This is a genomic window from Rhizobium sp. WYCCWR 11146 (assembly GCF_013591995.1).
In the GTDB taxonomy this organism is placed as follows: domain Bacteria; phylum Pseudomonadota; class Alphaproteobacteria; order Rhizobiales; family Rhizobiaceae; genus Rhizobium; species Rhizobium indicum.
This window is the reverse complement of record NZ_JACCEY010000019.1, coordinates 425,684-447,077: the sequence shown is the minus strand read 5'-3', so window position 1 is coordinate 447,077 and position 21,394 is coordinate 425,684. Positions and strand designations below refer to the sequence as shown.

General features: G+C 61.1%; 20 protein-coding genes, 1 pseudogene and 1 riboswitch. Of the genes and pseudogenes, 8 read left to right on the top strand and 13 right to left on the bottom strand.

The window, feature by feature from the left end:
- Window positions 1-82: 82 nt before the first annotated feature.
- Window positions 83-1,843, top strand: a complete 1,761-nt coding sequence (locus tag HX899_RS15320) for a PAS domain-containing methyl-accepting chemotaxis protein (RefSeq protein WP_181292768.1) — start codon at window positions 83-85, stop codon at window positions 1,841-1,843.
- 91 nt (window positions 1,844-1,934) lie between these two features.
- Here HX899_RS15320 and HX899_RS15315 read toward each other — a convergent pair whose 3' ends face one another.
- The 10 genes from HX899_RS15315 to soxR all read right to left on the bottom strand — a co-directional run bounded on the left by HX899_RS15315 (window position 1,935) and on the right by soxR (window position 12,820).
- The gene (locus tag HX899_RS15315; protein ID WP_181292767.1) at window positions 1,935-3,593 is read right to left on the bottom strand and encodes an OFA family MFS transporter; all 1,659 of its coding nucleotides are present in this window, start codon (window positions 3,591-3,593) and stop codon (window positions 1,935-1,937) included.
- 158 nt (window positions 3,594-3,751) lie between these two features.
- The gene (locus HX899_RS15310) at window positions 3,752-3,988 is read right to left on the bottom strand and encodes a formate dehydrogenase subunit delta (RefSeq protein WP_018448151.1); all 237 of its coding nucleotides are present in this window, start codon (window positions 3,986-3,988) and stop codon (window positions 3,752-3,754) included.
- Window positions 3,978-4,802, bottom strand: a complete 825-nt coding sequence (fdhD, locus tag HX899_RS15305; protein ID WP_181292766.1) for a formate dehydrogenase accessory sulfurtransferase FdhD — start codon at window positions 4,800-4,802, stop codon at window positions 3,978-3,980. The genes HX899_RS15310 and fdhD overlap by 11 nt, the downstream gene beginning before the upstream one ends.
- Before the next feature lie 37 nt (window positions 4,803-4,839).
- Window positions 4,840-7,719, bottom strand: coding sequence for a formate dehydrogenase subunit alpha (gene fdhF, locus HX899_RS15300; RefSeq protein ID WP_181292765.1), 2,880 nt, complete (start codon window positions 7,717-7,719; stop codon window positions 4,840-4,842).
- A gap of 57 nt (window positions 7,720-7,776) precedes the next feature.
- Window positions 7,777-9,333 (bottom strand): NADH-quinone oxidoreductase subunit NuoF, encoded by a 1,557-nt coding sequence (locus HX899_RS15295; protein ID WP_181292764.1) that lies wholly within the window; start codon window positions 9,331-9,333, stop codon window positions 7,777-7,779.
- Window positions 9,330-9,809 (bottom strand): formate dehydrogenase subunit gamma, encoded by a 480-nt coding sequence (locus tag HX899_RS15290; protein WP_138389524.1) that lies wholly within the window; start codon window positions 9,807-9,809, stop codon window positions 9,330-9,332. The genes HX899_RS15295 and HX899_RS15290 overlap by 4 nt, the downstream gene beginning before the upstream one ends.
- A gap of 135 nt (window positions 9,810-9,944) precedes the next feature.
- The gene (locus HX899_RS15285; protein WP_003543441.1) at window positions 9,945-10,838 is read right to left on the bottom strand and encodes a LysR family transcriptional regulator; all 894 of its coding nucleotides are present in this window, start codon (window positions 10,836-10,838) and stop codon (window positions 9,945-9,947) included.
- Between the two features lie 191 nt (window positions 10,839-11,029).
- Window positions 11,030-11,371 (bottom strand): helix-turn-helix transcriptional regulator, encoded by a 342-nt coding sequence (locus HX899_RS15280; protein ID WP_181292763.1) that lies wholly within the window; start codon window positions 11,369-11,371, stop codon window positions 11,030-11,032.
- A 102-nt stretch (window positions 11,372-11,473) separates the two neighbouring features.
- On the bottom strand, window positions 11,474-12,244 hold the full coding sequence (locus HX899_RS15275) for an SDR family NAD(P)-dependent oxidoreductase (protein WP_028743625.1): 771 nt from the start codon (window positions 12,242-12,244) through the stop codon (window positions 11,474-11,476).
- A gap of 111 nt (window positions 12,245-12,355) precedes the next feature.
- Entirely contained in the window at window positions 12,356-12,820 is a 465-nt protein-coding gene (gene soxR / locus HX899_RS15270; protein ID WP_017962353.1) for a redox-sensitive transcriptional activator SoxR, read from the bottom strand.
- Between the two features lie 109 nt (window positions 12,821-12,929).
- Between soxR and HX899_RS35580 the strand changes: the two are divergent.
- The 7 genes and pseudogenes from HX899_RS35580 to HX899_RS15240 all read left to right on the top strand — a co-directional run.
- Window positions 12,930-13,019: pseudogene (locus HX899_RS35580) on the top strand (FMN reductase); the annotation flags it as partial.
- A gap of 244 nt (window positions 13,020-13,263) precedes the next feature.
- A riboswitch (TPP riboswitch) is annotated at window positions 13,264-13,377 on the top strand.
- Window positions 13,368-14,000, top strand: coding sequence for a YkoF family thiamine/hydroxymethylpyrimidine-binding protein (locus HX899_RS15265; protein ID WP_181292762.1), 633 nt, complete (start codon window positions 13,368-13,370; stop codon window positions 13,998-14,000). (Overlaps the previous riboswitch by 10 nt.)
- 90 nt (window positions 14,001-14,090) lie before the next feature.
- Window positions 14,091-14,897, top strand: coding sequence for an ABC transporter permease (locus HX899_RS15260; RefSeq protein ID WP_138331745.1), 807 nt, complete (start codon window positions 14,091-14,093; stop codon window positions 14,895-14,897).
- Complete coding sequence (locus HX899_RS15255) at window positions 14,894-15,706, top strand: ABC transporter ATP-binding protein (RefSeq protein WP_138331746.1); 813 nt, start codon at window positions 14,894-14,896, stop codon at window positions 15,704-15,706. The genes HX899_RS15260 and HX899_RS15255 overlap by 4 nt, the downstream gene beginning before the upstream one ends.
- A gap of 68 nt (window positions 15,707-15,774) precedes the next feature.
- Complete coding sequence (locus HX899_RS15250; protein WP_138331747.1) at window positions 15,775-16,785, top strand: ABC transporter substrate-binding protein; 1,011 nt, start codon at window positions 15,775-15,777, stop codon at window positions 16,783-16,785.
- Window positions 16,786-16,967: 182 nt separating this feature from the next.
- Window positions 16,968-18,188, top strand: a complete 1,221-nt coding sequence (locus HX899_RS15245) for an acyltransferase (RefSeq protein ID WP_138389521.1) — start codon at window positions 16,968-16,970, stop codon at window positions 18,186-18,188.
- A 167-nt stretch (window positions 18,189-18,355) separates the two neighbouring features.
- Window positions 18,356-19,093 carry a sugar transferase gene (locus HX899_RS15240; RefSeq protein WP_138331749.1) on the top strand — a complete coding sequence of 246 codons (738 nt, stop codon included), beginning with the start codon at window positions 18,356-18,358 and terminating at the stop codon, window positions 19,091-19,093.
- 211 nt (window positions 19,094-19,304) lie between these two features.
- Here the strand turns inward: HX899_RS15240 and HX899_RS15235 are convergent, their stop codons facing one another.
- The 3 genes from HX899_RS15235 to atpD are packed head-to-tail and all read right to left on the bottom strand — an operon-like array spanning window position 19,305 to window position 21,387.
- On the bottom strand, window positions 19,305-19,712 hold the full coding sequence (locus tag HX899_RS15235; RefSeq protein ID WP_012759246.1) for a F0F1 ATP synthase subunit epsilon: 408 nt from the start codon (window positions 19,710-19,712) through the stop codon (window positions 19,305-19,307).
- Window positions 19,712-19,951, bottom strand: coding sequence for a hypothetical protein (locus HX899_RS15230; protein WP_003543462.1), 240 nt, complete (start codon window positions 19,949-19,951; stop codon window positions 19,712-19,714). The genes HX899_RS15235 and HX899_RS15230 overlap by 1 nt, the downstream gene beginning before the upstream one ends.
- Entirely contained in the window at window positions 19,951-21,387 is a 1,437-nt protein-coding gene (gene atpD / locus HX899_RS15225; protein WP_017995355.1) for a F0F1 ATP synthase subunit beta, read from the bottom strand. The genes HX899_RS15230 and atpD overlap by 1 nt, the downstream gene beginning before the upstream one ends.
- Window positions 21,388-21,394: the final 7 nt, after the last annotated feature.

The window sequence follows — 21,394 nt, the reverse complement described above, 5'->3', positions numbered from 1 at the left end:
TCGTCCCGGGACCGGCACTCCTCGTCGACCCTTGCGTCCACCAGCCTAAGCAGCAAAAGCTGCGCATCTCAAAGGGACAGGAATGTTTGGTCTAAGCTCCGATTCGAAATACATTCTTGATGCCATCTCCAAATCGCAGGCGATCATAGAATTCGATCTCAAAGGAAATATCCTCAAGGCGAACGAAAATTTCTGTAAAGCGCTTGGATACAGCCTGAGCGAGATCGTTGGTAAGCATCACGGCATGTTCTGCGAGCGGGCCTATACGGCAACCGCGGAGTATCGCGAATTCTGGGCGCGGCTCGGACGCGGCGAATATGACGCCGGCGCCTACAAACGCTTTGCCAAGGGCAACCGGGAAATATGGATCCAGGCGTCCTATAATCCGGTTTTCAAAGGGGGCAAACCATACAAGGTCGTGAAATTCGCGGCCGACATCACCGCAGCGAAAAAGAAGGCGGTGGAGGATTCCGGCAAGCTGGAGGCGATCTCGCGCTCGCAGGCGGTGATCGAATTTGCCCCCACGGGCGAAATCTTGACCGCCAACGAGAATTTCTGCAACGCCATGGGATATTCGCTCGCCGAGATCACCGGCAAGCACCACAGCATGTTCTGCGATCGTGCCTATACGGATACGGCCGATTATACCAATTTCTGGAAGCGGTTGGCGCAGGGCGAGTTCATCGCCAACGAATTTGTCAGGTTCGGCAAGGGTGGCCGGCAAATCTGGATACAGGCAGCCTACAACCCGATCCTCGATGCCGACGGCAAAGTCTACAAGATCGTGAAGTTCGCGACCGACGTTACCCAGCGCATGAGCGCCATTTCCCTTCTCGGCACAGCGCTGCGCAATCTCTCCGAAGGCGACCTGACAAGAACGGTGGACACGCCTTTCGTTCCATCGATGGAGGAGCTGCGGCACGATTTCAACACCGCTGTCAAAGGCCTATCCGAGACCATGAAGACGATCGGTGAGAATGCCGGTGCGATCGCCGCAGGGTCGAGCGAGATCGGCGCAGCGGCCGACTCCTTCTCCAAGCGAACGGAACAGCAAGCAGCATCGATCGAAGAGACGGCCGCCGCGTTGGAGGAGATCACCACGACCGTCAACGATTCCAGCCGTAGCGCCGACGAGGCGGGTCGCCTCGTCGCCATCACCAAACAGGGCGCCGAACATTCCGGCGTCGTGGTCCGCAATGCCGTCGCCGCCATGGGTCAGATCGAACAGTCCTCCCGCGAGATCACCAACATCATCGGCGTCATCGACGACATCGCCTTCCAGACGAACTTGCTTGCGCTGAATGCCGGCGTCGAGGCGGCCCGCGCCGGTGAAGCCGGCAAGGGCTTTGCGGTCGTGGCTCAGGAAGTGCGGGAGCTTGCCCAGCGCTCCGCCAAAGCTGCCAAGGAGATCAAGGCACTGATCAACACGTCGGGCGAGCATGTCAAGAACGGCGTCGGCCTCGTCGGCGAGACCGGCAAGGCGCTCGAGGCGATCGTCGCACAGGTCGGCGATATCAACGGCAATGTCGTCGCCATCGTCGAAGCCTCCAGGGAACAGGCAACCGGCCTCAAGGAAATCAACCAGGCGGTCAATACGCTGGATCAGGCAACCCAGCAAAATGCCGCGATGGTCGAAGAAAGTACCGCCGCCAGCCACAGCCTTGCGAGAGAAGCCGAAACGCTGCGTGTCCTGCTGGCGAGGTTCCGCCTACCGGGTCAAACGCAGTCCATCGGCGGAGCTGGGCCAAGACAGGCGGGCTCACCGGCGCTGCACCTCGTTTCACGTGTCGCAAAGGCGCATAGTGCAGGCGCAGCGACCGCCCAGAGCTGGGAAGAGTTCTGAACCATACCGGTGCAGGCGGCACTTTGATCAGATGCGCTGTATACGAAGATAAAGCGCGCCGCATGAAACCCATGCGACGCGCTTTGATGGCTTAGCCGAACAGCGCGAAGGTTGCCCTCAGCGTCACCCAGACACCCCACAGCAGCGGAATGCCGACGACGGCCCAGGCAAGCATCGCCTTGGCGTCCAGCCCGCCTGTGCCGATGCCGAAGGAACCCGTCGGGCCGGCGTTGACCGCCGCCGACTTCGCCTGCAGCGCAGCAACCTCGTCATCGGACATGAACCACTTGTCCGAAAGAGGCCTGATCAGCGCATTGGCGATCAGCCCGAGCGCCAGCATGCCGGCGAGGATATACATGGTGCCGGTATAGAGGGTTGGCCCGGGTGCAACGCCGGCGGCAATCTGCGCTTCGCGGATATAGTTGACGACGACGGGCCCGACGATGCCGGCCGTTGCCCAGGCCGTCAGCAGCCGGCCGTGGATGGCGCCGACGAACTGCGTGCCGAAAATATCGGCAAGATAGGCCGGGATCGTCGCGAAGCCGCCGCCGTACATCGACAGGATGATGCCGAAGGAGAGAACGAACAGCGCCTTGTTGCCCATGCCTGCGAAAGTGGGCGCCAGCGCATAGAGCACGATGCCGAGGACGAAGAAGCAATAATAGGTATTCTTGCGGCCGATCTTATCGGACAGCGACGCCCAGAAGAATCGTCCGCCGATGTTGAAGAGCGACAGCAAACCGGCGAAACCGGCGGCGATCGTGGCGATCGATGCCTTCTGCCCGGCGTCGAGCTGGGCGAAGCCGACATCCGGCAGGCCGATCAGCGAACCGGCAAAGATTTCCTGCAGCATTGGCGAGGCCATGCCGATAACGCCGATACCGGCCGAAACGTTGAGGCAAAGCACCGCCCAGATCAGCCAGAACTGTTTTGTCCTGTGGGCATTGCTGAGGTGCACATGTTTGGTGGTGATCATCGTGCTCTTGGCTGCAGGCGGCGTCCAACCCTCGGGACGCCAGCCGGCCGGCGGAATGCGATAGCCGAAGGAGCCGCCCATCATGAAGACGAAATAGATCGCCGCCATGACGATGAAGGTCTGCCAGACGCCGACCGAACTGTCGGTTTTGAAACTATTCATCAGCAGGTTGGCCAATGGGGCGCCGATCATCGCACCGCCGCCGAAGCCCATGATCGCCATACCGGTCGCCATGCCGCGCCGGTCGGGAAACCATTTGATCAGCGTCGAGACCGGCGAGATGTAGCCGAGGCCGAGACCGATGCCGCCGATGACGCCGGCACCCAGCCACATCAGCCAGAGCTGATGGGTGATGACGCCGATCGCGGCAAGAATGATGCCGCCGCACCAGCAGCAGGCGGAAACGACACCCGCCTTGCGCGGACCGGCGCGCTCGAGCCAGCCGCCCCAGATGGCGGCGGATGAACCAAGCAGCACGAAGAACAGCGTATAGATCCAGCCGAGGTCGGCAACGCGCCAGTCGCAGGTCGTGGTGAACAGCGCCGAGGCGAGTGTCAGATCGGGGCAGGCCGTCGAGGCCGTGATCCCGAGCGACTTGGAAAGCGGCAGCCAGAACACGCTGAAACCATAGGCCATGCCGATGCAGAGATGAATGGCGAGCGCTGCCGGCGGCACCAGCCACCGATTGAACCCGGGCCTTGCGACGATCCTTTCCCGATCGAGCAGGCCTAGGCCCGCCAACGCCCCGTCTGTACGTGTTTCCGCTGCAGTCATGAAAACTCCTCCTTGATTCAAATCTGATTTGATTTCAGCTTTTACTGTCACCGGCACATGCGCGGGCAGGTTGCTCCTGCCTCCCCTCCCGCACGGATTGATCCTGGATTTTGGAATTAAAGCATTGAAATAAAGACCTAAAGCGCGAGGAACGCGCTTTAGTGTGTTACCGGCTCCGGCTTTCTAATCAGAGGAACGGCCTGAAGCACGAGCGCGTCCAGGCCATTCTCCTCATTCTCCAGAATTTCGAACAATTGCCGCCGCATGCGCGGGTCCCAGAATTTGTTGATATGGGTGGCGACCCCCTGCGCGGCCTCGCTTTCCGGCTGGCTCTTGAAGAAGGTGGCGATCTGGTTTGCCATATAGACGAGTTTGGTCTTGGTATCATGCGACATCGGCAATGTTTCCGGGCGAGATGCGGTGCGGGTGGGTGAAAATCTCGAAGTCCTCGCCACGCACCAGCGCGACGAGCGTCATGCCGGCTTCTTCGGCCGTGCGGATGGCGAGAGCCGTCGGCGCCGAAATGGCGATGAGCACCGGGCTGCCGAGGATCGCCGCCTTCTGCACCATCTCGACGGAGAGCCGACTGGTGACGACAACGGCGCCGTCCCCGCCTCTTTCGCTGGCGCCGATGACGGCGCCGCAGAGCTTATCCAGCGCATTGTGCCGGCCGACATCTTCACGCACGGCAATCAGCCCCCTGCTAGGAAGATAGAACCCGGCGCCATGCACCGCCCGCGTCTCACGATGCAGCGGCTGTGCCTCGTTCAGAAGCGAAACGGCGCGGACAATATCCGCATGCGACAGCGCCAGCGGCAATGTCGAAACGTCAGGCACCGGCCGTACCGCCTGTTCGATCGATTCGATGCCGCAGAGCCCGCAGCCGACCGGTCCCGCCATGCTGCGGCGTCGCGCCCGCAGCCGATCGGCGACGTCGTCGACCAGGCTCACCTGCACATCGATCCCCTGCTCGCCCTGGACGACCTCGATGCCTGATATCTCCGCCGGCCCGGTGATGATCCCTTCGGTCAGGCTGAATCCAACGGCAAAATCCTCGAGATCATCAGGCGTTGCCATCATTACAGCATGCGAACTGCCGCCATAGGAAAAGGCGATCGGCACCTCTTCCGGCACGATGCGCGAACCGGTCTGGAGGATGCCGTTGCGGCGGGCGGTTTCGGGCGCACGGGCGGTGACGGTGAAGGTCATGATGCGCGTTCCTGCCCAAAGAGCCGCCCCCGCATCGTCACTCCGCAGCCTCGAGCTTGCTGGCGATGCGGCGCGATTGCCGCGCTTGCTCGTCATATTCGAGTTGCCATTCGCTCGGCCCGTTGGAGGGCGAGACCTGCACCGCCGTCACCTTGTATTCCGGGCAGTTCGTCGCCCAGTCGGAGAAATCGGTGGTGATGACGTTCGCCTGCGTCGTGGGATGATGGAAGGTCGTATAGACGACACCCGGCGCGACGCGATCGGTGATCAGCGCCCTGAGCGTGGTGTCGCCGGAGCGGCTGCCGAGCTTCACCCAGTCGCCGTCGCGAACGCCGCGCTGCTCGGCATCGTGCGGATGGATTTCCAACCGGTCTTCCGCATGCCAGAGGACATTCTCGGTTCGCCGCGTCTGCGCCCCGACATTGTACTGGCTGAGGATGCGGCCGGTTGTCAGCAGCAGCGGGAAGCGCGGACCGGTACGCTCGTCGGTCGCCACATATTCGGTGCGGATGAACTTGCCCTTGCCGCGCACGAAGCCGTTGACATGCATGATCGGCGAGCCGAGCGGGTTCTTCTCGTTGCAGGGCCACTGCACCGAGCCCATTTTATCGAGATAGTTGTAGGAGACCATCGCGAAGCTCGGCGTCGTCGCGGCGATCTCGTCCATGATCTCCGACGGATGGGTGTAATTCCAGTCGAGCGCCATCGCCTGGGCAAGCTTCTGCGTCACTTCCCAGTCGCCATAGCCGTTGCGCGGCGACATCACCTTGCGCACGCGATTGATGCGTCGTTCGGCATTGGTGAAGGTGCCGTCCTTCTCAAGGAAGGTCGAGCCCGGCAGGAAGACATGGGCGTAATTGGCGGTCTCGTTGAGGAACAGATCCTGCACGACGACGCATTCCATCGCCGCAAGCCCGGCCGCGACATGTTTGGTATCGGGATCGGACTGGAGGATGTCTTCGCCCTGGATGTAGATGCCTTTGAAGGAGCCGTCGACTGCTGCATCCAGCATGTTCGGAATACGCAGGCCCGGCTCGTTGTTGAGCTTCACGCCCCAGAGCTTTTCGAAGATATCGCGCGTCGCATCGTCGGAAATGTGCCGGTAGCCCGGCAGTTCGTGCGGGAACGAGCCCATGTCGCAGGAGCCCTGCACATTGTTCTGGCCGCGCAGCGGGTTCACGCCGACGCCGGGACGGCCGATATTGCCGGTCGCCATCGCCAGGTTGGCGATGGCGATGACCGTGGTCGAGCCCTGGCTGTGTTCGGTGACGCCGAGCCCATAGTAGATCGCGCCATTGCCGCCCTTGGCATAGAGCCGTGCCGCACCGCGCAGATCCGCCGCCGGCACGCCGGTGAAGATCTCGGTCTCTTCGGGACTGTGCTGCGGTTCGGCGACGAAGGCGGCCCAATCCTCGAACTCCGACCAGTCGCAGCGCTCGCGGATGAACGCCTCGTCAAAGAGGCCTTCGGTGACGATCACATGCGCCAGCGCCGTCATGACCGCGACATTGGTGCCGGGCTTCAGCGGCAGGTGATAGGAGGCCTCGATATGCGGCGAGCGGACGATATCGGTGCGGCGCGGGTCGATGACGATGAGCTTGGCGCCCTGGCGCAGCCGCTTCTTCAGCCGCGAGCCGAACACCGGATGTCCGTCGGTCGGATTGGCGCCGATGACGATGACGACGTCGGAATGCTCGACGCTGTCGAAATCCTGCGTGCCCGCCGACGTGCCGAAGGTCTGGCCGAGGCCGTAACCGGTCGGTGAATGGCAGACGCGGGCGCAGGTATCGACATTGTTGTTGCCGAAGCCGGCGCGGATCAGCTTCTGCACCAGATACGTTTCCTCATTGGTGCAGCGCGACGAGGTGATGCCGCCAATCGCCTCGCGGCCATATTGATACTGGATGCGGCGGAACTCCAGCGCCACATGCGCGAAGGCTTCATCCCAGCTCACTTCCCGCCAGGGATCGCTGACCTTTTCGCGGATCATCGGATTGAGGATGCGGTCCTTATGGGTGGAATAGCCATAGGCGAAGCGGCCCTTGACGCAGGAATGGCCGCGATTGGCCTGACCGTCCTTCCACGGCACCATGCGCACCAGTTCCTCGCCGCGCATTTCCGCCTTGAAAGAACAGCCGACGCCGCAATAGGCGCAGGTCGTCACGGCCGAATGCTCCGGTTGGCCGATCTGGATCACCGACTTCTCCGTCAACGTCGCCGTCGGGCAGGCCTGGACGCAGGCGCCGCAGGAGACGCATTCGGAATCGATGAAATGCTCATGCATGCCGGGCGAAACGCGCGAGCCAAAACCGCGCCCCTCGATCGTCAGCGCGAAGGTTCCCTGTACTTCCTCGCAGGCGCGCACGCAGCGCGAACAGACGATGCACTTGGAAGGATCATAGGTGAAATAGGGATTGGACTCGTCCTTCGGCATCCATTTCAGATTGATGTCGCCATTGCTGCGCGCCTTGACGTGATTGTCGCCCTCATAGCCGTAGCGCACATCGCGCAGGCCGACGGCGCCTGCCATGTCCTGCAATTCGCAATCGCCGTTGGCTGCGCAAGTGAGACAGTCGAGCGGATGGTCGGAAATATAGAGTTCCATCACGCCGCGGCGGATATCCTTCAATCGCCCCGTCTGCGTGTGCACCACCATGTTTGCCGCCACCGGCGTCGTGCAGGAGGAGGGCGTGCCGTTACGGCCCTCGATCTCGACGAGGCAGAGCCGGCAGGAGCCGAAAGCATCGACCATATCGGTGGCACAGAGCTTCGGCACCTTAATGCCAGCCTCCATTGAGGCGCGCATGATCGAGGTGCCCTCGGGCACGCTGATCTGCTGTCCGTCGATGGTAAGCGTCACCATGGCCTCGGATTTGGAAGCCGGGGTGCCGTAGTCGATTTCATGGATGAGAGACATGATGGGTCTCCTTGCTTGAGATGGTGAGGTCAGCGCAGGCGTTCCATGAAAAACGCGTCATTCCGCCGCCTCCACCAGAGGTGCCGGCGAAAAATCCTCGGGGAAATGCGTCATGGCGCTCATCACAGGATAGGGCGTGAACCCACCCAGCGCACAGAGCGAGCCAAACTTCATCGTGTTGCAGAGATCGGCAAGCAGCACCCGGTTCTTTTCCGGCTCGATGCCGCGAGCGATCTTGTCGGCCGTCTCCACGCCGCGCGTCGAGCCGATGCGGCAGGGCGTGCACTTTCCGCAGCTTTCGACGGCGCAGAATTCCATGGCGAAACGCGCCTGCTTCAGCATATCGGCCGTGTCGTCGAAGACGACGATGCCGGCATGGCCGATCAGCCCGTCCTTGGCGGCGAAGGATTCGTAATCGAACGGCGTGTCGAACAGCGCCCGGGGGAAATAAGCGCCGAGCGGTCCACCGACCTGCACGGCCTTGACCGGCCGTCCCGTCGCCGTCCCCCCACCGATCCTGTCGACGATATCTCCGAGCGAAAGACCGAAGGCCGTCTCAAAGAGGCCGCCATATCTGACATTGCCGGCAATCTGCAGCGGGATGGTGCCGCGTGAGCGGCCCATGCCGAAATCGCGGTAGAAGGCCGCGCCCTTTTCCATGATGACGGGCACCGAAGCCAGCGAGATCACATTGTTGATGACGGTCGGACAGTTAAACAGCCCCTTATGCGCCGGCAGCGGCGGCTTGGCACGCACGATACCGCGCTTGCCCTCGAGACTGTTGAGCAGCGCCGTCTCCTCGCCGCAGACATAGGCGCCGGCGCCGGTGCGCACCTCGATTTCGAAGGCGCGGCCGGAGCCGAGAACCGATGGTCCGAGAATGCCGGCCTGGCGTGCGATGCCGACAGCCTCGGTCATGACAGCGATCGCATGCGGATATTCCGAACGCGTATAAATGAAGCCCTTGGTCGCCCCGGTCGCGAGCCCTGATATCGCCATGCCCTCGATCAGCACGAAGGGATCGCCCTCCATGATCATCCGGTCGGCAAAGGTGCCGCTGTCGCCCTCATCGGCATTGCAGACGATATATTTGCGTTCGCCGGCGGCATCGAGAACGGTCTTCCACTTGATGCCGGTGGGAAAGCCGGCGCCGCCGCGTCCGCGCAAGCCGGAATCGGTGATTTCCTTGACGATATCGACTGGTGTCATCGAGATGGCGCGGCGAAGGCCGGCAAACCCGCCATGCGCCTCGTAATCGCCAAGCGAAAGCGGATCGGTGACGCCACAGCGGGCGAAGGTCAGGCGGGTCTGTTCCTTGAGGAACGGGAGGTCTTCAACCTCCCCGAGACAGAGCCGATGCTCGCCTCCATCAATCATCCCGGCATCGAACAGATCAGGCACATCCTTCGCCTTCACCGACCCGTAGCCGATGCGCTTGCCGGCAACCTCGACCTCCACCAGCGGCTCCAGCCAGAACATTCCGCGCGAGCCGTTGCGCACGATCTCGGCATCGAAGCCGCGGGCGGCGATCTCCTGGGCGATCGCCTTTGCCACCTTTTCGGCCCCGAGCGCCAGCGCTGCGGCATCGCGCGGAACATATATCCTGACCGTCATCGGCGTGCCTCCGCGACGAGTTCCGCCGCCGTCTGATCGTCGACCCGGCCATAGACCTCGCCGTCGAGCATAACTGCCGGCGCGCAGGCGCAGAGCCCGAGACAGTAGACCGGCTCCAGCGTCACGCCGCCATCGAGCGTCGTTTGATGAAAATCGATGCCGAGCAGCGCCTTGACGCGTTCAGCCAGCGCATCGCCGCCCATCGACTGACAGGCTTCGGCGCGACAGAGCTTCAGCACATGCCGGCCGGCGGGATGGTCGCGATAATCGTGATAGAAGGTCACCACGCCATGCACCTCAGCGCGAGAGAGGTTCAATTCCTCCGCGATAACAGGCATGGCTTCCTGCGGCACGTAGCCAAATTCTTGCTGAACCTCGTGCAGAATGGGAAGCAGCGGCCCTTCGAGAAAGCGAAGATCGGCGACGATGGCTCGGGTGCGTGCTGCAATATCGCCTTCGGCGATATGAATGGTCATAAGGCAGCCCTCCCAGCGGCTTGCTCGTTGCGGAATAGCGGGCCTCCCCCGGCCGAGTGCTATTCCGTCACCACCATCTCAGGGAAGCAGCCGGCGATCAATAAAGCTATCTCGTTGCTTGATAGGTTTTCTCTATCAAAGTTCTTCATCTTGCACGAGCACTCTCGCTTCATGCAGCAAGGCCGAGACAAGCGGCGTGAAGGGCTCGCGATAAGGCGCAACAAGGCCGACCAGATGATGCGCCTCCGGCTCGACGATCGGGATCATGCGGATTTCCACTGGAAATCCGAAGGATTTGGCGACGTTGCGCGGCATGATGCTCGCCCAGCGTCCAGTCCTGACATGCGAGAACAACACAATCATCGAGTTCGATTCGAGCGTCGGATGCGCGGTGGCGCCTGCTTCCGTCAAGTGGCGGTTGATGATCCGGCGGTTCTGCATGTCGGCAGTCAATAGACAAAGCCGAAGGTCGCCGATCTCCCGCCAGGTCACGTTGTCGCGATCAGATAGCGGGCTGCCGGCAGCCGTGATCAGATTATAGCGCTCGGCATAAAGGGGAACGGTCGTGACGCGGCCGAGCGGTTCGTTTTCGAGATAGGTGATGCCGGCATCGATTTCGAGGTTTTCGAGCATGCTCAGCACCTGCAGCGAATTCCGCGAGACGATCGAGAAGGTCACGCCGGGATGGCGCTCCTGAAAAGGCGTGGTGATGCGCGACAGCATCGCGAGCGCGGTCGGAATGGCGGCGAGGCGGATGTGGCCGGAAAGACCGCGGCGCGCGGCGCGCATCTCCTCGCGCATGGTGCGGGCATCGCCGACGATGCGCCGGGCCCATTCGAGCACGCGCTGCCCCTCCGGCGTCAGCCCCTGGAACCGCGAACCGCGCTGCACCAGCATGACGCCGAGCTGATCCTCGAGCTGCCGGATGGCGGCCGAAAGCGTCGGCTGCGAGATCCCGCACTCCTCCGCGGCGCGGCCAAAATGCTTTTCATTGGCAAGGGCGATGAAGAATTCCAGCTTGTCGATCATCCGGTCTCCCGATCCGGCGTGACATCGTCCGGGTCAGTTTATCTTCGACGCAGCAGCCGTGTTCCGCAAGGGCGATCTCTAGATCAGGATGATTTTAGGCCCGATCGGCCTAAAATCTGAATTCTGATCTAAATCAAAGAAATAGAGCATGATGTCGTCCGAAAACCGCGCACACTTTTCGGCATCATGCTCTAGCTGTTTTCTGCAGCCGGGAAAAGATGGAACACCGATTCGAGGAAGGCAAGCACGCTGACATTGCCGATGCTGTAATAGACCAGCCTGCCCTGGCGGCGCGTATGGACCAGGCCTTCGAGCCTTAACCGCGCCAGCTGCTGCGAAACCATTGCCTGTTGGATGCCGAGGATATTTTCGATTTCACCCACCGTGCGTTCCTCGTTCGCCAATATGCAGAGGATCAGAAGTCGGGTCGGGTGCGCTAGCGCTTTCAGCAGATCGCTCGCTTCATGGGCTTTTCCAGCGAGTTTGTGCAATTCCTGGCCGGACATCCCCGGCTCGGGTTTGGGCAACGGCATCGGGTATCTCGGAAGGGAGGCAATGAGTAGATCAGCACAATAGCATATTCACACAAGCGAATTGGTCAAAAGTGATGAAATGTCAAAAAAAGTCCAAACAAATCAGCAGATAAGCTGACCTCCATTGATCTCGATCACCTGTCCGGTGATGTAGCCCGAGAGCGAGGGAGCCGCCAGGAACAGATAGGCGGGAGCACAATCCTCCGCCGTGCCGAGCCGCTGCAGGGGGATGGATTTTCTCGTCTGCTCCAGCTTTTCGCGGGAGGAATAGCGCTCATGGAAATCCGTCTCGATCGTTCCTGGCGACACGCAATTGACGCGGATGCCGTCCGGTGCAAGCTCACGGGCAAGCGCCTTGGAATAGGTCGCAACAAAGGCTTTCGAGGCCGAATAGATCGAGGAACCGGGGCTGCCGCCGGTCAGCGCCGAAATCGAAACCGTGTTGACGATGGCAGCACCACCAGCCGCCTTCAATGCTGGCAGCAGCGCCCGCGTCAGCGCCACCACCGATGTCTGGTTGAGCCGCACGACCGCCTCATATTCTGCATCGGTGAGTGTGGCGGCGGGAAAACGACCGAGCATGGTGCCGGCATTGTTGACCAGCACATCGACCTTATCGAAGAAGGCGAGAGTATCCTCGGCAAATTGCGCGGCGCCACCGACTGCAGAGAAATCGGCATTAAGCAGCAGCGCCCGTCTTTCGGATTCAGCCGTCAGCAGGAAATCCGGCAGGTCGCGTCCCGGCTTGCGCCCGGTATGGACGATCACCTTCGCGCCGCAGTCCAGGAACTGCCGGGCCACTTCAAGGCCGATGCCGCGGCCGGCGCCGGTCACCACGACATTGCGATTTTCGAACAGTCTGGGATGGAACACGAAGCCGTCCTCCTCGCGGACAGTGCCGCCGGTTGTGTCATTCGCCATTAACATATGAGCGCGCCGACTGAAAGAAAGGCGCGTATCGATCTTTCCCGGTGAAAACAGGGGTTAGTTTTCGGTCTCCAGAAGCCGCGCGCCCGGCCCTTCCTTGCCGAGCCGGTCGCAGGGGTTGCGCAACGGACAGCTTTCGATCGACAGGCAGCCGCAGCCGATGCAGCCGGTCAGCCGGTCGCGCAGCAGGCTAAGCCGCCTGATTCGCGCGTCGAGATCATCCTTCCACAGCGCCGACAGCGTCTGCCAGTCGGCGACGGTCGGCGTGCGTCCTTGCGGCAAGGACTCGAACGCCGCCTGGATTTCCGAAAGCGGAATGCCGACACGCTGCGCCACCTTGATGATCCCGAGCCGGCGAAGCACATCGCGCCCATAGCGCCGCTGATTGCCGCGGGAGCGGATGCTCGAGATCAGCCCCTTGGTCTCGTAAAAATGCAGCGCCGAGACGGCCAGGCCGCTGCGCTCCGCCACTTCGCCAACCGTCAGGAGCTTGCCGAGCGGCGCTGCCGGAATTGTATCCATCACCTCTTGACCTCAAGAATAGTTGAGGTTTTATAACCCTTGCTCCCGCAATCGTAAAGTTCAATCGCAACAAGGAGCGACGCATGCAAACACCAGATGATGGCGAGGGCTGGAATGGTGGACACGGGCGCTTGTTACCGCCCGCAGCAATCGTCCCTATGCCGACATAGAGCGCCGCGCGTCTTTTCAGACGCGCTAAAGACGCTCTATCACTTTGAATCTACGCATAATCCTTTCCGAAAACCGATTCCGATTTTCGGGGTTATGCGCTAGCCGCCTGAGGCAGGAAGCTCCGGTTCCGTTCCCGGCAGGTACGGAACCATTGGGAACACCCGGACAGGACCTCCGTCCGGGTGTTTCCCGTCACATCAGGCTCATTCCGACCGCACGGACGGGTTCGCAATTTTGCGGTTGCGGGGAGAAACCCCCGGTGATAGTTTCCGCGCAAATAACAGGGGAGCTCCGTATTGCCGGGGCTGAGATGTGAGGCGCAAGCCTCTGGACCCTTCAAAGCTGATCTGGGTAATGCCAGCGGAGCGAGGTTCAGATGTTCTCAGGCGCACAAGTGTCACTCTATCCGATGTCCGACAATTTCGTCGGCATCATTCTCGATGCCGTCAAGGCGCTAGATCCCTATCGCGACCGGCTGCGCATCGAGACCGATGACATCTCCACACTGCTGGTCGGCCCGCCTGACATTCTCTTCGCCGCCATGCACGATCTTTTCATCGCCGCCGCAAAGACCGGCGAGCATTGCGTGCTGTCCGCTGCCGTTTCACGCGGCTGCCCCGGCGAACCCGACGACGCCATCTGCGGCATCAACCCCTCCCTCGGCCAGGCGGAGCCGCTTGCCGAGCGTATAACAGCCGCACTTGCCGCCGTTGAAACCACTGCCGAGACCGGACAGCCGACCGCCGCGCAATTCTCGCTCTACGTCATGGGCACCGGTACCCATATGGACGAGATCTATGGCTGCATCGACTTCCTGAAGCGCTCCGGCACCTTCGACCGTGCCAAGAATTTCTGCACCAGGCTCTCTGGCGATGCCGGCGCGGTCTTCGCCACCATTCGTGAGGCCTTCTTTCGCTTCGGCGAACCCGAAGGGCATGTGACCCTCGACATCACGGTGTCGGCCAATACAGCGCCGCGCGTCTTTTCAGACGCGCAAAGGACGCTGTAACACTTTAGATTGCTGCATAATTTTATCCTTAAATCGATTCCGATTTAAGGAATTATGCAGTGCCCGACGAAAGCTTGAAATCGAACGCTGATGACACCGTCAAAACCATCGGATTCGCGCCTTGCCGCGCTCCGCTCCGCTCTCTACCGGGGCATACCCGCCTTGCTCGCCGGCTGCGCCTTCTTGGCGGCATGGGAACTCTATGTCGATCTATCCGGCATCAAACCGTCCATCCTGCCGGCGCCTTCGCGCATCGTCATCCAGGGCTGGCTGAACCGCGAGTCACTGATATCAAACACCTGGCCGACGCTCGGCGCGACACTCGGTGGTTTCGCCCTGTCGCTTGCCTTCGCCTTCGCCGCCTCGATCCTCATGGATTTCGTGCCTTTCATGCGCCGGGCATTGCTGCCGATCTTCATCGCCAGCCAGACCCTGCCGCTGGTGGCGATCGCCCCCCTCGTCGTCCTCTGGTTCGGCTTCGGCCTGTTGCCGAAGATCCTGCTGGTGGCGCTCGTCACCTTCTTCCCGCTGCTCGTCGCCTTGCTGCAGGGCTATGAATCGACCGATCGCGACATCGCCGAATTGCTGAATTCGATGAAGGCGAGCCGCTGGCGTATTTTCCGCCTGGCACGGCTTCCCTCCTCGCTGCCCTATTTCTTCGCCGGCCTGCGGATCTCGATCACCTATGCCGTCGTCGGCGCGATCTTTGCCGAATATGCCGGTGCCGCCCGCGGCCTCGGGATCTATATCCTCAACGCCAAGAACAACTTCCGCCCCGATCTCGTGCTCGCCGCCGTCGTCGTCAGCGCCGTGCTGACACTCTGCCTCTTCGGAGCGACGCTATTGATCCAGCGCCTCGTCATGCCCTGGCAACAATCCGGGGAGCTGCGCCGATGAGCGATGCAATGGTTGAACTGCACAACATCTCGAAGTCATTCGACGGCATGAAGGTGCTGGGCGATATTTCACTCGCTGTCGAAAGCGGCGAGTTCGTTTCGATCGTCGGCCCATCCGGCTCCGGAAAATCGACGGTACTGAGATTGCTGACACAGGCGCTTCGGCCCGATTCCGGCACCATGCTTTTCAAGGGCGCGCCGCTGGAACAGGCGCCGCATTCCTTCGCCTTCATGCCGCAGCGCGATGCGCTGATGCCCTGGCGCCGGATCATCGACAATGCCGCACTCGGTCTCGAGGTGCGCGGCATGAGCCGCCGCGCGGCCCGCGCCGCCGTCGCGCCTCTGTTCGAGCGCTTCGGCCTCGCAGGCTTCGAGCATCACTATCCCTCCGAACTGTCAGGCGGCATGCGCCAGCGCGCCGCGCTGCTGCGCACCGTCGTCCAGACCCAGGACATGTTGCTGCTCGACGAGCCTTTCGGCGCCCTCGACGCGCTGACGCGCACGCAGATCCAGGAATGGCTGCAGGGCATGTGGACCGAACACCGTTGGACGGCACTGCTGATCACCCATGATGTTCGCGAGGCCGTGTTCCTTTCCGACCGGATCTACGTGCTCTCGGCCCGTCCGGCGCGTATTATCCGCGAATTCCGCGTTCCCCTGCCCCGTCCGAGAAGCATTGCCGATCTCGGCTCGCCGGCGGCCCAGGCGATCGAAACCGAAATCCTGCAAACCCTGCTTCATCCGCTAGAACAGGATGATTTTAGACCGGTCGGCCTAAAATCTGAATCCTGTTCTAAGTTAAAGAGTTAGAGCATGATGTCGTCCGAAAACCGCTCACACTTTTCGGCATCATGCTCTAGAGACCTGAGGAGGTCACCATGCTGCTTCTCACCCGTCGCCAGACGATCTTCGCCGCCATCGCGGCAAGCCTCGCCGGCCACCCCGCCTTCGCCCAATCGGCGCCCGCAAAGGTTCGCATCGCGCTCGACTGGACGCCCAACACCAACCATATCGGCATCTATGTCGCCAAGGCGAAGGGCTTCTATGCCGATGCCGGGCTCGATGTCGAGATTCTTCCCTTCACCGATACCAGCGCCGGAACGCTGGTGTCGAACGGCGTTGCCGATTTCGGCATCAGCAGCGAGATCGAGACCCTGACGCAGCGCGCTGGCGGCGGTGACGTGAAGATGGTCTACGGCGTCGTCCAGACGGAAACCGCACGCCTGATCTTCAAGGGCGGACGCGACGACATCAAGAGCCCGAAAGACCTCGACGGCAAGACCTATGGCGGCTTTGGCGGCACCTGGGAGAGCGCGCTGATCTCCGCGATGATCCGCAATGACGGCGGCAAAGGCGACGTCAAGACCGTCACCCTCGGCACCTCCGCTTACGAGGCGCTGGACAATGGCTCGATCGATTTCACGCTGGAGATCTACACCTGGGAAGGCATCGCTGCCGAACTGGAAAACCGGAAGATCGGCCGCTTCCACTATTCCGATTATGGCATTCCCGATGAGCAGACGACGGTCATCGTCTCCAGCGACGCCTATCTCTCCGCAAGCCGGGAACACGCCCGCGCCTTCATCCAGGCGACACGAAAGGGTTATACCTACTCCGTCGACCATCCCGACGAAGCCTGCGACCTGCTGATCTCTGGAAGCAACGGCGCACTGATGAATACGGAACTGGTAAAGGCTTCTCAGAAGGCATTGATCGAGGGGCACTTCCTGAAATCCGAAGCCGGTGTGATCGGTAAGCTCGACCCGGCAAAAGCCGAGGCCCTCGGCAGCTTCCTGATGGAGAACGGTATTCTGGTCGATGCGAATGGCGCCGCACTCAAGGAGAAGCCGGACTTTTCCACCTATTATACCAACGAACTTCTCGACTGAGCCCAACGCCTGCCTTGCCCGTCGCGGCTTTCCGCTGCAAAATCCTAGATACGGATTCAGATCTTAGGCCGGATCGGCTTAAGGTCCGAATCCGTATCTAAATCAAAGAAGTAGAGCATGATGTCGTCCGGAAACCACTCACACTTTTCGGCATCATGCTCTGGGCAAGGTGGGGAGGCAGGATGCGACTACAAGAGAGACTGGCCGGAGCGGACTTTCTGCGCGCGACGGCCTGTCTGCTGGTGCTCGCCCACCACTTCGCGCTGCGGCTGGATATGCGCAGAATCCCTGATGAACTCGGACCGACCGCAAACATCCTCCGCTTCGGCAATTTCGGCGTCGCCGTCTTCTTCGTCCTCAGCGGCTTCCTTCTTGCCCATCCCTTCTGGCGCGCGCTCGACGCGGGCAGCGACATGCCGAGCCTGCGGCATTATACGATCCGCAGGATGGCGCGCATCGCTCCGGGCTTCTGGTTCGCCGCCACCACCGGCTTCGCCCTCAGCCTGACGCTGCTTGCCCTGCCGCTGACGCCTGAGCTTGTGCTCCGCTACGTCTCCGGGCTGCTGTTCATGAGCCAGTGGCATTGGCGCACCTTGTTTCCTGTCGAAGCCGACGGGCCGCTCTGGTCCATTCCCTTCGAGGTCACCAGCTATGTGCTCCTGCCGGTCTGCTTTCTCCTGCTGTTTCGTTTGCCATTCCTCAGGCAGCGCCCATTGCTTACCCGCTTCGCTTGGCTTTGTGTCATCACGGGCGTACTCCTCGCCCATGTGCTGATCCTGACCCTCTTTCCGCTCGACGACATCGAACGCGGCTGGCAGTACGGCCTGCAGGGCGGGGCGAAGGAATGGATGCCGAGATATAACCCGATCGGCTTCTTCGCCGTCTTCGCGCTCGGCGCGCTTGCCGCCGGCGTCGAGGTCATGCTGCCAAGAAGGCGCTCCTCCTGGTTCGATGCCGCAGCGCTCCTCGGCCTCGCCATTGCCGCCTACCGCCTCGTCATATCACCCGGCGGCTCTGCCGAAGCTTACGGCTGGCTCGAAATCCCCTACGGTTTTCCGGTCTTTCCGCTGGCGGTCGCAACGGCGCTCGTTTCGCTCAGCCATTCGCAACACCTGGGCAGGCTGCTCGACAACGCTCCTGTCCGCTATATCGCAAAGATCTCCTTCGGCATCTATATTTGGCAGGAGATCATTCTGATATTGATCCAGAGGCTCGACCCGGGTTCGTTCGGCGTTTCCTCGGAAAATGTCGTTACCGGCTGGCTGCAGTCTTGCGGATTGGCGGCAGCGCTCATCCTTCTGGTCGCAACCCTCAGCTACTTCCTGCTGGAAAAACCGGCGATCGATTTCGGCAACCGGCTGACATCTCGTCAACCCAATCGGGCTACTCCTTTCAAAGTATAAATTTCCCGTAAGCGCAACTACAGGCGTTAAGGTTAACGCGGAATACTCCCATTTTTGGCATCTTTAGGGTTATCAAATTCTTATTTATACCGATGACAAACGATACGTGACCATGTATTTGTCTCCATGTTGTTCAGTATCGCATCTAAACTTGTGGACCTTGCGTAATGAATGCTTTTACTTCGAAGACGAATCCACGCTTCGATCCGTCTCAGCGTCAGGACAAAACCAAGACCCTGGTTATAGCGAACTCCAACGTTCGCCAGCCGGATAGCTTTTCCCTTATCGAAAGAAAGATGGCTGTGCGGCTCAGCGTGAAGCGGTTGATCGACATCGTCGCCTCACTCAGCGCCCTCATCGTGCTGGCGCCGCTTTTTCTGGCAATCGCTCTTTTCATCAAACTCGACGATGGCGGTCCGGTGTTTTTCCGGCAGATCCGCTGGGGGCTGAACGGCCGGAAGATCACGGTCTTCAAGTTCCGGTCGATGCGCGCAGAAGCTTGCGATCCCAGCGGCATTCAACAGACCGTCAAGGGCGACAGCCGGGTGACAGGCGTCGGCGCGCTGCTGCGCAAGACCAATATCGACGAGCTGCCGCAGCTTTTCAACGTTCTCAGGGGTGAGATGTCGTTGGTCGGCCCGCGCTGCCACGCCATCAATATGCGGGCAGCCGGCCGGCTCTACGAGGAATTGGTGCCGGACTACCACCACCGCCACATCATGCGCCCCGGCATCACCGGCCTTGCGCAGACGCGCGGCTGGCGCGGCCCGACGGCGCGGCCGCTGGCAGCCCGCGCTCGCATCGCCTGCGATATCTATTATGTCAGGAATTTCAGCCTGCTGCTCGACGTGAAGATCCTGTTCAAGACGGTCGTCATCGAGCTGCGCGGCGGCACCGGTTTCTGAGACGATCCGGCATCACTGCCAGAGGTAGGCGACCCCTGCAGCGTCACGCGTCTTTTCAGACGCGCAAAGGTCGCATTAGCCCTTTGAATTGCTGCGGCCGCGTCTTAATTTCAACTCGGCCGATAGCGCTGTTTTCCGTACATCGACAGATAAAGGCAGAAACAAAAAAGCGGCCATCGCGGCCGCTTTTCATGGATCTTACCGATTGTAATCAATCCTGTTGAACGACGCCGCGCAGGTGCGTCAGTTCCATGATGAAGTGTTCGAGCTTCGACTTGTGCTCGTGCAGCTCGGCATGTTCGAGTTCCTTACGGGCGGCCTCGATGCGGCGCGTCAGTTCGTCCTTGTGGAGTTCCTCGACCGGAACTGCGGATTCGGCGAGCAATGTGCAGCCGGTCGGCAGGATATCGGCAAAACCGCCGAACACGACGTAGTCCTGCTTCTTGCCGGAGGCAGAACGCACGCTCACGACACCCGGCTTGATCGTCGTCATCGTCGGCGCATGGTTTGCCATGACCGTCATCTCGCCTTCTGTCGCGGGGATGACGACCTCGGTCACCATCTCCGACAGCAGCAGACGCTCCGGCGAAACGAGCTCAAAGTTGAAATTGTCAGCCATCAGTGACTTACCTTCTCGGCTATGGCTTTCGCATCTTGCAATTTAGTCCCGCAGAACGGGCAGTGCATTATCGCTTGGTCGAGATAACCGAGACCTTCCTCGCTCTGGACCAGCCCCACCACCATCATCAGCACGCCATTATCGGCGCGATAGACGGTCGGCGCTGCCGGTTCCGGAAGATCCGCCACGACCCCTTTCAGGGAGTCGCAGCAGAATATCTCGTCTAGCGCATCGCTCATTAAGCAGCTGCGAGCTTCTTGGCCTTTTCGACCGCTTCTTCCATCGAGCCGACCATGTAGAAGGCAGCTTCCGGCAGGTGATCGTATTCGCCGTTGACGAGGCCCTTGAAGCCCTTGATCGTGTCTTCGAGAGCAACCAGCTTGCCCGGCGAGCCGGTGAAGACTTCGGCGACGAAGAACGGCTGCGACAGGAAGCGCTCGATCTTGCGGGCGCGGGCGACAGCAATCTTGTCCTCTTCGGACAGTTCGTCCATGCCAAGGATCGCGATGATGTCCTGCAGGGCCTTGTAGCGCTGCAGCGTCGACTGGACCTTACGGGCGACGTCGTAATGTTCTTCACCGACGACCAGCGGATCGAGCATGCGCGACGTGGAGTCGAGCGGATCGACCGCCGGGTAGATGCCCTTTTCAGCGATCGAGCGCGACAGAACCGTCGTTGCGTCAAGGTGAGCGAACGAGGTTGCCGGCGCCGGGTCGGTCAAGTCGTCGGCCGGAACGTAGATGGCCTGAACCGAGGTGATCGAGCCGGTCGTCGTCGTGGTGATGCGCTCCTGCATCTGGCCCATGTCGGTTGCGAGCGTCGGTTGATAGCCGACGGCCGACGGGATGCGGCCGAGCAGAGCCGACACTTCGGAACCTGCCTGCGTGAAGCGGAAGATGTTGTCGACGAAGAACAGAACGTCCTGGCCCTGGTCGCGGAAGTGTTCGGCGACCGTCAGGCCGGTCAGAGCAACGCGAGCGCGGGCGCCCGGCGGTTCGTTCATCTGACCGTAAACCAGCGCCGCCTTCGAGCCCTCGCCGCCGCCATGCTTGTTGACGTTCGATTCGATCATTTCATGGTAGAGGTCGTTGCCTTCGCGGGTGCGTTCACCGACGCCTGCGAAAACCGAATAACCACCATGCGCCTTGGCGACGTTGTTGATCAATTCCATGATCAGAACGGTCTTGCCGACGCCGGCGCCGCCGAAGAGGCCGATCTTGCCGCCGCGTGCATAGGGAGCCAGAAGATCGACGACCTTGATGCCGGTCACGAGGATCTGCGATTCCGTCGACTGCTCGACATAGGACGGCGCCTCTTGGTGGATGGAGCGCTTGTGAGCGGTGACCAGCGGACCGGCTTCGTCGACCGGCTCACCGATGACGTTCATGATGCGGCCGAGCGTCTCGTTGCCGACCGGAACCATGATCGGAGCGCCGGTATCGGCGACTTCCTGGCCGCGAACGAGACCTTCGCTCGAGTCCATCGCGATGGTACGGACGACGTTTTCGCCAAGGTGCTGCGCAACTTCGAGAACCAGGCGGTTGCCGTTGTTGCTGGTTTCCAGCGCGTTCAGGATCTTCGGCAGTTCGCCTTCGAATGCAACGTCGACGACGGCGCCGATAACCTGGGTGACTCTGCCGACAGAGCCGATCTTGGGGGTAGCTGCCTCAGCCATTTTCTGA

Coding starts and splice junctions, on each gene's coding strand:
- HX899_RS15295 (WP_181292764.1), bottom strand. CDS start 9,333: ATGACGGTCAGGATATATGTTCCGCGCGATGCCGCAGCGCTGGCGCTC.
- HX899_RS15260 (WP_138331745.1), top strand. CDS start 14,091: ATGACACCGTCAAAACCATCGGATTCGCGCCTTGCCGCGCTCCGCTCC.
- HX899_RS15310 (WP_018448151.1), bottom strand. CDS start 3,988: ATGTCGCATGATACCAAGACCAAACTCGTCTATATGGCAAACCAGATC.
- HX899_RS15230 (WP_003543462.1), bottom strand. CDS start 19,951: ATGAGCGATGCGCTAGACGAGATATTCTGCTGCGACTCCCTGAAAGGG.
- HX899_RS15320 (WP_181292768.1), top strand. CDS start 83: ATGTTTGGTCTAAGCTCCGATTCGAAATACATTCTTGATGCCATCTCC.
- atpD (WP_017995355.1), bottom strand. CDS start 21,387: ATGGCTGAGGCAGCTACCCCCAAGATCGGCTCTGTCGGCAGAGTCACC.
- HX899_RS15245 (WP_138389521.1), top strand. CDS start 16,968: ATGCGACTACAAGAGAGACTGGCCGGAGCGGACTTTCTGCGCGCGACG.
- HX899_RS15250 (WP_138331747.1), top strand. CDS start 15,775: ATGCTGCTTCTCACCCGTCGCCAGACGATCTTCGCCGCCATCGCGGCA.
- soxR (WP_017962353.1), bottom strand. CDS start 12,820: ATGGATACAATTCCGGCAGCGCCGCTCGGCAAGCTCCTGACGGTTGGC.
- HX899_RS15255 (WP_138331746.1), top strand. CDS start 14,894: ATGAGCGATGCAATGGTTGAACTGCACAACATCTCGAAGTCATTCGAC.
- fdhD (WP_181292766.1), bottom strand. CDS start 4,802: ATGACCTTCACCGTCACCGCCCGTGCGCCCGAAACCGCCCGCCGCAAC.
- HX899_RS15235 (WP_012759246.1), bottom strand. CDS start 19,712: ATGGCTGACAATTTCAACTTTGAGCTCGTTTCGCCGGAGCGTCTGCTG.
- HX899_RS15280 (WP_181292763.1), bottom strand. CDS start 11,371: ATGCCGTTGCCCAAACCCGAGCCGGGGATGTCCGGCCAGGAATTGCAC.
- HX899_RS15285 (WP_003543441.1), bottom strand. CDS start 10,838: ATGATCGACAAGCTGGAATTCTTCATCGCCCTTGCCAATGAAAAGCAT.
- HX899_RS15315 (WP_181292767.1), bottom strand. CDS start 3,593: ATGACTGCAGCGGAAACACGTACAGACGGGGCGTTGGCGGGCCTAGGC.
- HX899_RS15240 (WP_138331749.1), top strand. CDS start 18,356: ATGAATGCTTTTACTTCGAAGACGAATCCACGCTTCGATCCGTCTCAG.
- fdhF (WP_181292765.1), bottom strand. CDS start 7,719: ATGTCTCTCATCCATGAAATCGACTACGGCACCCCGGCTTCCAAATCC.
- HX899_RS15290 (WP_138389524.1), bottom strand. CDS start 9,809: ATGACCATTCATATCGCCGAAGGCGATATTGCAGCACGCACCCGAGCC.
- HX899_RS15265 (WP_181292762.1), top strand. CDS start 13,368: ATGTTCTCAGGCGCACAAGTGTCACTCTATCCGATGTCCGACAATTTC.